Origin of the sequence: Streptomyces purpurogeneiscleroticus (genome assembly GCF_020024005.1) — a bacterium.
Classification (GTDB): domain Bacteria; phylum Actinomycetota; class Actinomycetes; order Streptomycetales; family Streptomycetaceae; genus Streptomyces; species Streptomyces purpurogeneiscleroticus.
In genome coordinates this window covers 1-13,977 of sequence record NZ_NHSG01000363.1, presented here as the reverse complement: position 1 = coordinate 13,977, position 13,977 = coordinate 1, and the positions used below count along the sequence as shown (strand labels likewise).

Below are 13,977 nucleotides of genomic sequence, written 5' to 3'. Positions count from 1 at the left end.
TCATGCCTTCCACCACGACAGCGCCCGCCCCCGCTGCCGGAACGCTCACCGTCGAGAAGGTCGGCGGCCGTCTCGGCGCCGTCCTCTCCGGAGTACGCCTCGGCGGCGACCTCGCGCCCGAGACGGTTGCCGCGATCCGCGCCGCCCTGCTGGAACACAAGGTCATCTTCTTCCGCGACCAACACCACCTGGACGAGGAGAGCCACGAGCAGTTCGCCACGCTCCTCGGCACCCCGGTGGCACACCCGACCGTCCCCTCCGCCGACGGCCGCTACGCCCTGCCGATCGACTCCGACTACGGCGGCCGGGCCAACCAGTGGCACACCGACGTCACCTTCGTCCCCGCCTACCCGGCCTTCTCCATCCTCCGTGCCGTCGTCATCCCGCCCTACGGCGGCAACACCCTGTGGGCCAACACCGCCACCGCGTACAGCAACCTCCCCGCACCGCTGCGCGCCCTCGCCGACAGCCTCCGTGCCGAGCACACCAACGACTACGACTACGCGGCGCTGCGCCCCAACGCCGCGCCCGAGCAGCTGCTCCACTACCGGGAGATCTTCACCGCCACGAAGTTCCGCACCGAGCACCCGGTGGTCCGGGTGCACCCGGAAACCGGTGAACGCGTCCTGCTGCTCGGCAACTTCGCCCAGCGCATCACCGGCCTCACCGGAGCGGACTCCCGCGCCCTGGTGAACCTCTTCCAGTCCCACATCGAGCGGCCGGAGAACACCGTGCGCTGGCAGTGGCAGGTCGGCGACGTGGCGATCTGGGACAACCGCGCCACCCAGCACTACGGCGTGGACGACTCCGACGACCATGTGCGCAAGCTGCGCCGGGTGACGATCGACGGCGACGTCCCGGTGGGCGTGGACGGCCGGCCCTCCGTGCTGCTGTCCCCGGAATCCGTGCCGGCCCCCGCCTTCGGCCCGGCCTCCGGCGCCTCCGCCACTGCAGCGGAGTCGTAACCCTAGGATGGGGCGGTAGCAAGATTGCCGAGTCGTGGGGTGAAGCTGTGGGTAAGCTCGCCGCGCTCGGCCCGGCGCTCATGATCCCCGAGTTCGGCAACTGACCGCGACCGCCGCCGCGTTGCGCTGGCTGCGCCGCGCGGTCGTCGAGCGGCTCAATCGGGGCATGGGCGTCGATGACGTCGCAGCCGCCGCGCGCGCCGACGCCATCACCGACAAGCAGGCGGTACTCGACCATGCCACCCGGCTCCGTGATGGCGGCCGGCTGCAGGAGGCGCTGCACGTCATCGATCTGCTGGCGTTGGCGCCCGGCGACGACCCCCATGTCGTACTGGCCCGCAAGCTCAAAGCACCTGTGTGCACTGCGCAGGAAGGACGCCCCCAGCTATGTCTCCCGCAGTTGCTACGGGACATCGCAATGAAAGCAGGCGTGCAGGGCGGGGTTCAGAGCAGTTCGAGGACGGTCGCGTTGGCCATGCCGCCGCCCTCGCACATGGACTGCAGGCCGTAGCGGATGCCGTTGTCCTTCATGTGGTGGACCAGGGTGGTCATCAGACGGGCGCCGGAGCCGCCGAGCGGGTGGCCGAGGGCGATGGCGCCGCCGTTGGGGTTCAGCCGGTCGTAGTCCGCGCCGGTCCGGCGCTGCCAGCCCAGCGATACGGAGGCGAACGCCTCGTTGATCTCGAAGGCCCCGATGTCGGCCAGGTCGAGACCGGCCCGCTCCAGCACCTTCTGGGTGGCCGGGATCGGGCCCTTGAGCATGGTGATCGGGTCGGCGCCGATGACCGTACCGGTGTGGAAGCGGGCGAGCGGGGTCCAGCCGTTGCGTTCGGCGATCTGCCGCGTCGTCACCAGCAGTGCCGCCGCGCCGTCGGATATCTGCGAGGCGTTGCCCGCGGAGATGACGCCGTTCTCCTTGAACGGGGTCGTCAGGCTCCCCAGCTTCTCCAGGGTGCCACCGCGGCGCACGCCTTCGTCGGTGTCGAAGACGCGCTCGTTGCCGTCCGCGTCGGTGACAGTGACGGGCGCGATCTGGCCCTTGAAGCGGCCCTCGTCGATCGCGCGGGCGGCCTTGGCGTGCGAGTCCAGCGCGTGCTGGTCCAGCTCCTCCCGGTGCAGCCCGAACTCCTCGGCGATCATCTCGGCGCCGACGCCCTGGTTGAAGCGGTAGTGGTCGTACCGCTCGGCGACCAGCGGGCCGTACGCCTCGCCGAACTGGCCGCCGGAGCGGCTGGCCCCCATCGGCACCCGGGACATCGACTCGACACCGCCCGCGATGGCGATGTCGTACTGGCCGGCGATGACGCCCGCGGCGGCCTGGTGCACAGCCTGCTGCGAGGAGCCGCACTGGCGGTCGATGGTCAGGCCGGGGACGTGCTCGGGCCAGCCGGCGGCGAGTACCGAGTACCGCCCGATGCAGCCGGCCTGTTCGCCGACCTGGGAGACGCAGCCCCAGATCACATCGTCGACGGTGGCCGGGTCGAGGCCGTTGCGCTCGGCCAGCGCCTTGAGGACGTGCGCCGACAGGTCGGTGGGGTGGATGCCGGACAGCGCGCCGCCCGGCTTGCCCTTGCCGACGGGTGTACGTACGGCGTCGACGATGACTGCGTCACGCATGGAGGGGTCCTTTCGGGAGTGTCGTCACAGGCCGAGCGACTTGGCGATGATGGTCTTCATGACCTCGTTGGTGCCGCCGAAGATGCGCGAAACGCGGGTGTCGGCGTAGAGGCGGGCGATCGGGTATTCGGTGATGTAGCCGTAACCGCCGTGCAGTTGAAGGCACTTGTCGATGACGCGGCCCGCCGCCTCGGTGCAGTACAGCTTCGCCTTGGCCGCATCGGCGACGGTCAGCTCCCCGGCATCGTGCAGTTCCAGGGCCCGGTCGGCGAACAGCCGCGCCGCCTCGACCTCGGTGGCACACTCCGCCAGTACGAACTTGGTGTTCTGGAAGTGCGCGACGGGCTTGCCGAAGACGGTGCGGTCCTTGACGTATCCGGTCGCGAAGCGCAGTGCGGCGGCCGCGGAGGCGGCGGCGCCCAGCGCGATGGACAGCCGCTCCTGCGGGAGGTTGTGGGAGAGGTAGGAGAAGCCCTTGCCCTCCTCGCCGAGCAGATTCTCCACCGGCACCTTGACGTCGGTGAAGGACAGTTCGGCGGTGTCGGACGCCTTCAGCCCGATCTTCTGCAGCTTGCGGCCGACCGCGAAGCCCTCGGAGGCGGTCTCCACGCACAGGATGGACAGGCCCGCGCGGCGGTCCTCCGGGTCGTACGGGGCGGTGCGCGCCACCACCAGGACGAGGTCGGCCAGCGCACCGCCGGTGATGAAGGTCTTGGCGCCGTTGAGGATGTAGTGCCGGCCGTCCGCGGAGAGCTGCGCCCTGGTCTGGATGTTGGCCAGGTCCGAGCCGGTGCCGGGCTCGGTCATGGCGATCGCCGTCATGAGGTCGCCGCTCGCGAAGCCGGGCAGCCAGCGCTGCTTCTGCTCCTCGGTGGCGTACTTCATGAGGTAGGGCAGGATCAGGTTGGCGTGCACCGAGTAGTTGCCGAAGGAGACGCCGGCCCGGGCCGTCTCCTCCATGGTGACCGCGGCGAACTTGAAGCTGCGCTCGCCGGCGCCGCCGTACTCCTCCGGCACCTGGATGCCCAGTACGCCCAGCTCACCGAGCTTGCGGTAGAAGTCCCGCGGCGGGTGGCCCTGCTCCTCCCACTCGTGGTGGACCGGCGCGACCTCCTTCTCGATGAAGTCCCGCAGCGTCTGGCGGTAAGCCTCGTGGTCCTCGTTGAACACCGAAAGGCGCACAGCAACCCCTTTGTTCCGCGGTCTCTCGAACGATCGTTAAGTTATGAAGCTATACCTGCACTGCACACCTGTCCAGAGACAGCGCTCCCCGCGTCAGGCGTACGCGTCAGGCGTACGCGTCAGGCGTAGCGCGGGTTGGCCACCGCGAGCCGGTCGGTGACCTCCGCCCGTACGGCGGCCAGCAGGGCCGGGTCGGACGCGTCGAGCACGCCGGAGCGAATCGCGGCGGCAAGCGCTGCCCGGTCGCGGAGGGCGAGCGCGTCGAGCCGGTCGCGGTGCCGCCGGGCCTGGTCCGGGCCGAGCCACAGCTCCCGCTCGACACCGTCGAGGACGTTCGCCGCGACCCGGGCGAGGAATCCGGTACGCCCGTCGGTGGCGGGCATGACCTCTTCGCGGAGGAACTCGGCGACGGCGGCGACCAGTTCGGGCGCGCTGGGCCGCCCGTGGAGATCCGCCCACGGCGTCCGCCCGCCGACCGCGCCGCTGTCGTCCGGGTCCGGCGGAATCCCGAGCGCGAGCAGCAGATCGTGCTCCTGCTCGCAGACCCGCCGCCCGACCGCGGCCAGCTCCACCGACCGGGTTTCGCCGGACAGATGCCACCAGGCCATCGTCCGGCACCCCACCGCCCAGCGCGCCGTCCCGTAGATCTGCCACCATCGCACCGCCTCGGGATCGGGGCGGTGACCGGCGACCTCGGCGTACCCGTCGAGCAGTTGCGCCACGGTCCCGAAGCCGCCGGCCGGCAGCGCCGAACCGAAGCGCCAGCACTTCACGCAGAGCCAGCCGAGGTCCTCGCGCGGGTCGCCGCGGTGCACGACCTCCCAGTCCAGGACGGCCCGCAGCCCGCCCGGATCGATGATCAGGTTCCCGGTACGGAAGTCACCGTGCACCACCGCTTCCGGCACCGCGCCGGGCCGGTGCCCGGCCAGCCAACGCAACGCGATCTCCACGGCCGGGAGCGGCTCGCCGAGCGCGTCGCAGCTCTCCCGCAACCGCTCCAGCGGGTCGAACGACTCCAGGCCCGGCACGGTACCGACGTCGATCGCATGGATCCGGGCCAGCGCGCGGCCCAGCTCGGCGGCCATGCCCTCGCGGGCCTCGGCGTACTCGTGTTCGCGCAGCAGCCTGCGGGCGATCGTCTCGCCGTCGACATGGGCGGTGATCAGGTACGGCGCGCCGACGGTCGCCGGGTCGGTACCGGAGTCGAGCAGCGGCGGTACGGGCACCCCGGCGCGTGCGGCCGCCCCGATCGCGGCGGCCTCGCGCGCCATCCCCTCGGGGCGCCCCGCGCCCGGCGGATCGCGGCGCAGGATCAGCCGCCGCGGTTCTCCTGCTGCCGGTACGGCGGTGAACGCCCAGGTCTCGCGGCTGGCTCCGCCGGTGAGCCGGTGCAGCCCGTCGATGGTGACGCGCGTACCCAGTACGGCGGTGAGCCTGGCGGCGAGCTGCCGGGAGAGCGCGGCGCTCACTGCCGCCTCTTCCCGGGCCCCGCGAACCCGAACAGATACCCGGCCACCTTCCGCAGCTGGATTTCCTCCGAACCCTCGGTGATCCGGTAGCGGCGGTGGTGGCGGTAGATGTGCTCGAAGGGGGTGTGCCGGGTGTAGCCGAGCCCGCCGTGCACCTGCATGGCCCGGTCAGCGGCCTCGCAGACGAAGCGGTTGGCCCGGTAGTTGCACATCGAGACCTTGTCGCTGATCTCCGAGTGCGGTACCCGGTCCAGCTCCCACGCCGTCTTGCGGATCAGCCCGCGCAGCATCTCCGCCTCGGTGTGCAGCTCCACCAGCGGCCACTGGATCGCCTGCCGGGTGGCCAGCGGAGCGCCGAACGTCACGCGTTCCCGTGCGTGGGCGACGCTGCGGTCGATGCAGTACTGACCGGCCCCGACGCCGGAGGCGGCCTGCCGGATGCGGTTCTCGTGCACAAAGGTCTGGGCGACCGCGAGCCCCTCCCCGACCTCGCCGAAGACCGCGGAGCCCGGCACCCGTACGTCCCGCAATGTCACCTCGGCGTGGTCGGTGGGCATGTTGAACGTCCACCAGTGGAAGTCCACCGAGAAGCCGGGCGCGTCGGTGGGCACGAAGAAGGCGGTGATGCCGTGGGCGTCGCCGTCCTCGCCACTGGTGCGCGCGAACACCACGTCGTGAGTGGCGGTGTGCAGCCCCGAGTTGAACCGCTTGGCGCCGTTGATGGTCCAGTCTCCCCCGGCGTCCCGGACGGCGGTGGTTTCCATCCAGGTGGCGTCGGAGCCGTGCTCGGGCTCGGTCAGCCCGAAGCCGATCCGCCGCTGCCCGGTGAGCATCGGCTGGAGGTACTCCTCCTGCTGCTCGGGCGTGCCGAACGCGAGGAGCATGTGCGCGAACGGGAAGTTGCCGACCACGGAGGACTCGTTCTGCAGGTCGTTGTGGGGGCCGAGGCCCTTGCGCGCCAGGTGCTCGCGGATCACCGCCATGTCGAGGTTGGTGCCGTCCCGGCCGCCGGCCTCCTTGGGCAGTGCGTACCGCAGCCAGCCCGCGGCGTCGGCGCGGCGGCGCATCTCGGCCAGCAGCTCTTCCCACTCGGGCCGCGGTACGCCGCCGTTCTCGAAGTCGGTACGGGACCATTCCCTGCGGTGGTCGAAGAAGCGCTCGTTGTCGTCCTGGGCCTGCAGGGGCGCGATCTCGCGCTCGATGAACGCGTCGAGTTCCGCGAGTTTCCTGGTCAGTTCGGTGGGCAGTTCATACTCCATATGAGCCCTCCTTAACGATCGTTCGGCTAGCATGGCAGCGTTCTCAACGCCGAGGGAAGAGGGCCGAGGGAAGAGGGAGGAAGCGGATGGCAAGCACGTCCGAGACGTCCGAGCGGGTGACCGTCACGCTGGCCGACGGGATCGCCGATGTCCGGCTGAACCGGCCCGAGAAACGCAACGCGCTCGACCCGGCGATGTTCGAGGCGCTCGTGACGACCGGGGAAGGGCTGAAGAGCGAGCCCGGTGTGCGGGTGGTGGTGCTGTCGGGCGAGGGCCCGGACTTCTGCGCCGGTCTGGACTTCACCTCGTTCCGGGCGATGCGGGACGGGCAGCGGCTCTCCGGCCTCGCGCAGCTCCCGCCGTCGGACGGGCCGGCGCAGGCCGCCGGACAGCGCGCGGCGTATGTGTGGGCCGAGCTGCCGGTGCCGGTGATCGCCGCGCTGCGCGGCAACGCGCTCGGCGGGGGCCTGCAGATCGCGCTCGGCGCCGACATCCGGATCGTGGCACCGGACGCCCGGCTCAGTGTGTTCGAGGTGGCGTGGGGGCTGGTACCGGATATGACGGGCACTCAGCTGCTGCCGGAGCTCGTCGGCCGGGACGTGGCGAAGGAGTTGACCCTCACCGCCCGGATCGTCGGCGGTGAGGAGGCCGCCCGCATCGGCCTCGCCACCCGCACCGCGCCCGACCCGCTCGCCGACGCGCTCGCCCTGGCCGGGCAGATCGCGCAGCACAGCCCGCACGCGGTCCGCGCGGCGAAACGGCTGCTCGACCTGGGCGGCCGCACCGACCTCGGCACCGGCTTCGCCGAGGAGCAGAAGGAGATCGGCGCCCTGATCGGCAGCCCCAACCAGGCGGAGGCGGTGGCAGCACGCTTCGAGAAGCGCACTCCCCGGTTCACGGACGTCTGAGCCGGGCGCGGCCAGGGGCGCGGGGAACTGCGCGCTCAGCCGACGCGGCGCGGCACCGGGCCCGAGCTCGGTAGCGCCCCCGAGCTCGGGGCGTGGCCTCCGGGCCCGGGGGGGGGAACATCCCCCGGCGACCGACCGCGGCATCGTCGTGGCCGCTCGCGCAGTTCCCCGCGCCCCTTACGGGGTGCGTGACGCACCCTCAGTCGTGGATATCGCCCGCGGCCCCGCCGTACCGCTCCCGCAGCCGGAATTTCTGTATCTTGCCGCTCGCGTTGCGCGGCATGGCGTCCACGAAGACCACCGAGGTCGGCTTCTTGTACGAGGCGAGTCTGGAGCGGCAGTGGTCGATGAGCTCCTTCTCTGCCGGTGGGTTCGCGGGGTCGGCCGGGACGACCACCGCGCGCGGTGTCTGTACCCACTTGGGGTGGTCGACGCCGATCACCGCGACCTCGGCGACGCCGGGGTGCGCGTCGATGGCGGCCTCGACCTCGGCGCAGTAGATGTTCTCCCCGCCGGAGATGATCATGTCCTTCTTGCGGTCGACGACGTAGATGAAGCCCTCCTCGTCCATCCGGCACAGGTCGCCGGAGTGGAACCAGCCGCCCGCGAAGACGGCCGCGGTCTCCGCCGGCTTGTTCCAGTACCCGAGCATCGTCGTCGGCCCGCGGTAGACGATCTCGCCGACCTCCCCGACCGGGACATCCCGCATCTCCTCGTCGACGATCCGTACCTCGATACCGGGCAGCGGGGTGCCGACCGACCCCATTTTCCGCACCGCGTCCTCGGCCCGCAGCATCGTGGTGGTCGGGCTCATCTCGGTCTGCCCGAACGCGCTGTACGCAGGGGCCTCCGGGAAGCAGTCCTGCAGCGACTCCAGTACGGACGGCGGTGCGACCGACGCGCCCCACACCAACGTGCGCAGCGCCAGCTCGCGGTCCTTGATGCCGGGCACCGCGCAGACCGCCTGCCACTGGCTCGGTACGAGGAAGCAGCTGGTGATCCGCTCCTTCTCCAGCAGGTCGACGAAGGCCGCCGGATCGAACGCCGGCGACGCGTCGATGACCAGCCGGCCGCCGTCGAGCAGCCCGCGCAGGGTCACGCTCAGCCCGGCGATGTGGAACATCGGCACCCCGAGCAGCGCGACATCGGGCTCGCGCTGGATGCCGCCGGTCGCGGAGAGCACCGTGAAGGCGGCCATGACCAGGTTGAGATGGGTGAGCACCGCGCCCTTGGGGCGGCCGGTGGTTCCGGAGGTGTACATGAGGAACGCCGGATCGTTCTCCGGTACGTCGATACCGGGGTCCTGCGGCGAGGCTGCGGCGAGCACGGCCTCGTACCGCTCGGCGTCCGGACCGTACGCGGCCGGGTCCCCGGTGACGAGCACGGCGATCGGCCCCTCGGCGTCGCGCGCCGCCTCCGCGCAGGTGGCGGCCAGCCGCTCGTCCACCAGCAGCGCGGTGGCGCCGCTGTCGGCGAGGATGTACGCGATCTCGGCGGCGACGAGCCGGAAGTTCACCGGCACCGCGATCGCCCCGAGCCGGACCGCGGCCAGATAGCTCTCGGCGGCCTCGATCCGGTTGTGCATGACGACCGCGACCCGGCTGCCGCGCTCGACGCCGCGGGCGCTCAGCGCGTTCGCGAGCCGGCTGACCCGCTCGTCCAGCTCCGTGAAGGTGAGCGCGCGCGTGCCGTGCCGGAGCGCGACGCGGTCGGGGCACTTCCTTGCGCAGCGGGCCAGTTGGGCCCCGTACGACATCCGTCGGGCGGCGGACACGGCGTCGTTGTCGTGTGCCTGCATACGGCCTCCCTCTCCCTCGCCGTCTCCGGTGAGGTGCGGTTGAAGGTCACTCCGAGGTGCGCTTCTCCTGTGGGGTGCGGCGCTGCCGGTACAGCTGCTCCTGGGTGAGGCTCGCCCGCAGGACGCCGTCGGCACTGCTGACCGTGCCGGTGTACCAGCCGCGCCCGCCACCCGTTGTATGCGGTACGAGGTCGAGCAGCACCCAGTCGTCGAGCCGTACCGGGCGGTGGAACCACACCGCGTGGTCCAGGCTGCTCATCGGTGTCCAGCTCTCGTCCCGCAGCGGCGCGAGGCCGCTGAGGACGTCGGAGAGGTAGGTCAGCGCGGCGGTGTGCAGCAGCGGGTCGTCCCCGAGGTCCGCGGTGCAGCGCGCCCAGAAACGGGTCGGCCAGGACGCCTCGGGGTAGGGCTGTTGCGGCTGGCGGGCCTCGAAGGAGGCCAGCCGCGGCATCGTCCCGGTCGGCAGCGTGTCCGGCGGGGGCGCGTCCGGTACCGGCGACGCCTGGAGGTCCCGGCCGTCCTCGGTGACGTGGAACGACGCGGACATGCTGAAGATGACCTTGCCGTCCTGCAGGGCGACCACCCGGCGCGCGGAGTACGAGCGGCCGTCCCGGTCCCGTTCGACGCGGAACACGGTCGGGCGGCCGGAGTCCCCGGCCCGCAGGAAGTAGCCGTGCATGGAGTGCGGTGTCCTGTCCGGGCCGACGGTGCGGCCCGCCGCCATCAGTGCCTGCGCGGCGACCTGCCCGCCGAAGAGCGCGAACGGCTCGTCGAAGACGACGTTCCCGCGGTACAGGTCGCGGTCCACGGTCTCCAGATCGAGCAGCTCCGGGAGCGAGACGCCCGCGGGCGCGGGCGGCGGCAGCGGCTGGGTGAACTTGGCCTTGATCACGCTCAGCGCCTCTCAGCTAAACGGTCGTTCGACACGTTCGACAAAGGTGCACTCTTCCAATCGGACCGCGGCGATGTCAACGAGTCGGGTACCAACGGGCCGGTCCGCTCCCGGCTTCGGCGGCCTCGGAGACTTCGGCAACCTCGCCCCTCGCCGCCAGCAGCTTCAGATGCGCCAGTGTCTCCCCCAGGGCGAACCGCCGCTGCTGCACACCGAACGCGGTCCAGGGGCGCGACCACTTCAGCCGGGCCGCCAGCTCCCACGCGGTGGCGCCGGACGCCGCCCGCACCGCGGCGAGCGTCTCCGCCAGCCGCTCGGTGTGGTGCCGTGCCATCTGGACCAGCCGCGCGTCCAGCCGGCGGAAGCGGTACTCGTGCGCCGGGAGCACCTCCTCGACGTCGAACCGCTCCAGCCGCTCCAGTGAGAGCAGGAAGTCGGCCAGCGGGTCGCCGGGAGTCTGGGCGTACACGCCGACCGCCGGGGTGATCCGGGGCAGCACATGGTCGCCGGAGAACAGCAGCCGCCGCTCGGGCTCGTAGAAGCAGGAGTGGCCGGGGCTGTGCCCCGGGGTCCACACCACCCGCAGGTCCAGCCCCGGCAGCTCGATCCGCTCGCCGTCCTGCAGCAGCACGTCCGGCCGGGCGGCCCGGAACACCAGGTCGCTGTTCAAGCCGTCCACCGTCGCGGCGGCCTCGGCGCCGGGCACCCCGTGCACGGTCAGGTACCGCAGGAGGCTGCTGTGCCACTTGTCCCGGGTTTCGGCGTCCGCTCCCAGGAGGGTGGCGTCCAGGGCGTGCAGAGCCACGTACGCCCCCGATGCCTCGCGCACCCGGCCGGCCAGGCCGAGGTGATCGGGGTGGCTGTGGGTGACGAGGACGGCCTTGACGTTCTCGACGGCGGTCCCCATCTCGGCCAGGCCGTCGTTGAGGGCCTGCCAGGAGACCTCGGCGTCCCATCCGGCGTCGACGAGCACGACGCCGCCGGCGGCTTCGAGCGCGTATACCAGGACGTAGCGCAGCGGGTTGTCCGGGATGGGTACGGGAATGGACCACAGCCCCTCGCGTACCCGCTCGACCGGCGGCAGGACGCGGTCCTGCCACGCCTGCCACTGCACGGTGCCGCTGATCTCAAGTGCCACGGTCGTCCTTTCCGTTGACACCGCCATAGGGCTGTGGTTGCCTGTGGGCGGCAGTTGCCGAACGATCGTTAAGTTAGCAGAGGCAGTCCGCCGCAGGGAAGGAAATGGGGTTCTCTCATGCGCACCGATGGTGTTTCCGCTCTTGTCACCGGTGGGGCCTCCGGCCTCGGCCTGGCCACGGCAAAGAAACTGCTGGCCGCGGGCGCCCATGTGGTGCTGCTCGACCTGCCGTCCTCCGACGGCGAGGCGGTGGCCAAGGAGCTGGGCGAGCGGGCGGTGTTCATCGCCGGTGACGTCACCAACGAGGCGGACGTGACGCGTGCGGTCGAGGCCGCGACTGCGCCCGCGCCGCTGCGGGTGACCGTCAACTGCGCCGGCATCGGCGGATCCGCCCGTACGGTGGGCAAGGAAGGCCCCTTCCCGCTGGAGCGGTTCAGCAAGGTGGTCACGGTCAACCTGATCGGCACCTTCAATGTGATCCGGCTGGCCGCGGCGGAGATGGTCGGCAACGAGCCCCTGGACGGCGACCGGGGCGTCATCGTCAACACCGCGTCGGTGGCCGCGTTCGACGGCCAGATCGGACAGGCCGCGTACTCCGCTTCCAAGGGCGGCGTCGTCGGCATGACCCTGCCCATCGCCCGCGACCTGGCGAACCGTCAGGTACGCGTGACGACAATCGCGCCGGGCCTGTTCGACACCCCGCTGCTCGGCCGCGCCCCGCAGGAGCTGCGCGACTCGCTGGGCAAGCAGGTGCCGCACCCGTCGCGGCTCGGCACCCCGGACGAGTACGCCTCGCTGGTCGCGCACATCGTCGACAACCCGATGCTCAACGGCGAGGTCATCCGCCTCGACGGGGCCATCCGGATGGCCCCGAAGTAAGAGCCCGCATCATCCGGACCGGCCCCGAAGAAAACGCCCCGCACCGGCCCTTCGCGGCCGCCGACCCCGTACGGAGCCACCGATGACCGATGCGGTCCATACCGAATTCTCCGACGGCATCGCCGTCATCACGATCAACCGCCCCGAGGCCCGCAACGCCGTCAACCTGAGCGTCGCCGAGGGGGTCGCCGCCGCGCTCGACGAGCTGGACGCCCGAGACGACCTGGCCGTCGGCATCCTCACCGGCGCCGGCGGCACCTTCTGCTCCGGAATGGACCTCAAGGCGTTCCTCAAGGGCGAGCGCCCCAGCATCGAGGGGCGCGGCTTCGCCGGCCTCACCGACGCGCCGCCCCGGAAGCCACTGATCGCGGCGGTCGAGGGGTACGCGCTGGCCGGCGGCTGCGAACTCGCCCTCGCCTGCGACCTGATCGTGGCCGCCGACAACGCGCAGTTCGGCCTTCCCGAGGTCAAGCGCGGTCTGGTCGCCGCGGCCGGCGGACTGCTGCGGCTGCCGCAGCGCCTGCCGTACCAGATCGCCATGGAACTGGCCCTGACCGGCGCCTTCCTCGATGCCCACCGGGCCCACGGCTACGGCCTGGTCAACCGGCTCGCCGAGCCCGGCGGCGCGCTGGACGGCGCCCGCGACCTCGCCGCCGCCATCGCGGCCAACGGCCCGCTCGCGGTCCGGGTCAGCAAGGAGGTCGTCGTGGGCTCCACCGTCTGGCCGGCCGCCGAGACCAAGGAACGGCAGAAGGCCCTGGTCGAGCCCGTGTTCGTGTCCGAGGACGCCAAGGAGGGCCCGCGCGCCTTCGCCGAGAAGCGCGCCCCGCGCTGGACCGGCCGCTGATGACCGAAGAAACCGAAGAAACCGAAGAAAAGGCCCCGGCCCGCGGGCCGCTCGCCGGGGTCCGGATCATCGAGCTCGGCGGCATCGGACCGGGCCCGTTCGCCGGGATGGTGCTCACCGGCCTCGGTGCCGAGGTGATACGGATCGAACGGCCCGGCGCGCGGATCAGCGCCGCCGACACGGTCCTGCTGCGCGGCCGCCGGTCAGTGGCCGTCGACCTCAAGGACCCCGAAGGCGCCGCGGCCGTACTGCGCCTGACCGACTCCGCCGACGCCCTGATCGAGGGGTTCCGGCCGGGCGTCGCCGAGCGGCTGGGCCTGGGCCCGGAGGACTGTCTGGCCCGTAACCCGCGCCTGGTGTACGGGCGGATGACCGGCTGGGGCCAGGACGGCCCGCTCTCGCAGGCCCCCGGCCACGACATCAACTACATCGGACTCACCGGCGTACTGCACGCCATCGGCCCGGCGGGCGGCGACCCCGTCCCCCCGCTCAACCTGATCGGCGACTTCGGCGGCGGCGGGATGCTGCTGGCGCTCGGCGTGGTCAGCGCGCTGCTGCACGCCCGCGCCACCGGCAGCGGCCAGGTGGTGGACGCCGCCATGACCGACGGCAGCGCCCTGCTGCTCGCCATGACCCACGGGTTTCTCGCCCACGGGATGTGGCGGGACGAACGCGGCGTCAACCTCTTCAGTGGCTGCGCGCCCTTCTACACGACCTACCGCTGCGCGGACGGCGAGCACGTCGCGGTCGGCGCGATCGAGCCGCAGTTCTACGCCGATCTGGTGCGCGGACTGGGCTTGGCGGACGATCCCGAGTGCGGCACGCAGGGCACTCAGGGCACGCAGGGCACGCAGGAGAGCTGGCCCGTCGTACGGCAGCGGTTCGCCGCGGTCTTCGCGACCCGCACCCGGGACGAGTGGGCCGCGCACTTCGCCGGTACCCAGGCGTGTGTCACGCCCGTCCTGTCCCTCACCGAGGCCGCGGCGCACCCGCACAACGCGGCCCGCGGCACGTTCCTCGCCG

The 13,977-nt window shown here is 71.8% G+C and carries 13 protein-coding genes; 6 read left to right on the top strand and 7 right to left on the bottom strand.

Annotated elements, in window-relative coordinates; all coding sequences use genetic code 11:
- Window positions 1–2 precede the first annotated feature (2 nt).
- Both CCS38_RS25350 and CCS38_RS25345 read left to right on the top strand, forming a co-directional pair.
- Window positions 3–965 carry a TauD/TfdA dioxygenase family protein gene (locus CCS38_RS25350; protein WP_223735626.1) on the top strand — a complete coding sequence of 321 codons (963 nt, stop codon included), beginning with the start codon at window positions 3–5 and terminating at the stop codon, window positions 963–965.
- Window positions 966–1,086: 121 nt separating this feature from the next.
- The gene (locus CCS38_RS25345; protein ID WP_223735625.1) at window positions 1,087–1,476 is read left to right on the top strand and encodes a hypothetical protein; all 390 of its coding nucleotides are present in this window, start codon (window positions 1,087–1,089) and stop codon (window positions 1,474–1,476) included.
- On the opposite strand, the gene CCS38_RS25340 is transcribed toward CCS38_RS25345, so the two are convergent.
- The 4 genes from CCS38_RS25340 to CCS38_RS25325 form a co-directional block, all read right to left on the bottom strand.
- Complete coding sequence (locus CCS38_RS25340) at window positions 1,410–2,582, bottom strand: thiolase family protein (RefSeq protein ID WP_223735624.1); 1,173 nt, start codon at window positions 2,580–2,582, stop codon at window positions 1,410–1,412. The genes CCS38_RS25345 and CCS38_RS25340 overlap by 67 nt on opposite strands.
- Window positions 2,583–2,606: 24 nt before the next feature.
- The gene (locus tag CCS38_RS25335) at window positions 2,607–3,764 is read right to left on the bottom strand and encodes an acyl-CoA dehydrogenase family protein (RefSeq protein WP_223735623.1); all 1,158 of its coding nucleotides are present in this window, start codon (window positions 3,762–3,764) and stop codon (window positions 2,607–2,609) included.
- A gap of 119 nt (window positions 3,765–3,883) precedes the next feature.
- Window positions 3,884–5,233, bottom strand: a complete 1,350-nt coding sequence (locus CCS38_RS25330) for a phosphotransferase family protein (protein WP_223735622.1) — start codon at window positions 5,231–5,233, stop codon at window positions 3,884–3,886.
- Window positions 5,230–6,492 carry an acyl-CoA dehydrogenase family protein gene (locus CCS38_RS25325; RefSeq protein WP_223735621.1) on the bottom strand — a complete coding sequence of 421 codons (1,263 nt, stop codon included), beginning with the start codon at window positions 6,490–6,492 and terminating at the stop codon, window positions 5,230–5,232. The genes CCS38_RS25330 and CCS38_RS25325 overlap by 4 nt, the downstream gene beginning before the upstream one ends.
- 86 nt (window positions 6,493–6,578) lie before the next feature.
- Here CCS38_RS25325 and CCS38_RS25320 point away from each other — a divergent pair, with 86 nt between their 5' ends.
- Window positions 6,579–7,400: a crotonase/enoyl-CoA hydratase family protein gene (locus CCS38_RS25320; RefSeq protein ID WP_223735620.1), complete on the top strand. Its 822-nt coding sequence runs from the start codon at window positions 6,579–6,581 to the stop codon at window positions 7,398–7,400.
- A 199-nt stretch (window positions 7,401–7,599) separates the two neighbouring features.
- On the opposite strand, the gene CCS38_RS25315 is transcribed toward CCS38_RS25320, so the two are convergent.
- The 3 genes from CCS38_RS25315 to CCS38_RS25305 all read right to left on the bottom strand — a co-directional run bounded on the left by CCS38_RS25315 (window position 7,600) and on the right by CCS38_RS25305 (window position 11,228).
- Window positions 7,600–9,198: a long-chain-fatty-acid--CoA ligase gene (locus CCS38_RS25315; protein WP_223735619.1), complete on the bottom strand. Its 1,599-nt coding sequence runs from the start codon at window positions 9,196–9,198 to the stop codon at window positions 7,600–7,602.
- A 46-nt stretch (window positions 9,199–9,244) separates the two neighbouring features.
- The gene (locus tag CCS38_RS25310; RefSeq protein WP_223735618.1) at window positions 9,245–10,090 is read right to left on the bottom strand and encodes an acyl-CoA thioesterase; all 846 of its coding nucleotides are present in this window, start codon (window positions 10,088–10,090) and stop codon (window positions 9,245–9,247) included.
- 76 nt (window positions 10,091–10,166) lie between these two features.
- Complete coding sequence (locus tag CCS38_RS25305; protein ID WP_223735617.1) at window positions 10,167–11,228, bottom strand: MBL fold metallo-hydrolase; 1,062 nt, start codon at window positions 11,226–11,228, stop codon at window positions 10,167–10,169.
- 117 nt (window positions 11,229–11,345) lie between these two features.
- Between CCS38_RS25305 and CCS38_RS25300 the strand changes: the two genes are divergently transcribed.
- The 3 genes from CCS38_RS25300 to CCS38_RS25290 form a co-directional block, all read left to right on the top strand.
- Complete coding sequence (locus CCS38_RS25300) at window positions 11,346–12,107, top strand: 3-hydroxyacyl-CoA dehydrogenase (RefSeq protein WP_223735616.1); 762 nt, start codon at window positions 11,346–11,348, stop codon at window positions 12,105–12,107.
- An 82-nt stretch (window positions 12,108–12,189) separates the two neighbouring features.
- A complete protein-coding gene (locus tag CCS38_RS25295; RefSeq protein ID WP_223735615.1) occupies window positions 12,190–12,954 on the top strand; it encodes a crotonase/enoyl-CoA hydratase family protein in 765 nt (254 codons plus the stop codon).
- Window positions 12,954–13,977: CaiB/BaiF CoA transferase family protein (locus CCS38_RS25290; RefSeq protein WP_223735614.1), on the top strand; the 1,024-nt coding region annotated here is incomplete at its 3' end. The genes CCS38_RS25295 and CCS38_RS25290, both read left to right, overlap by 1 nt.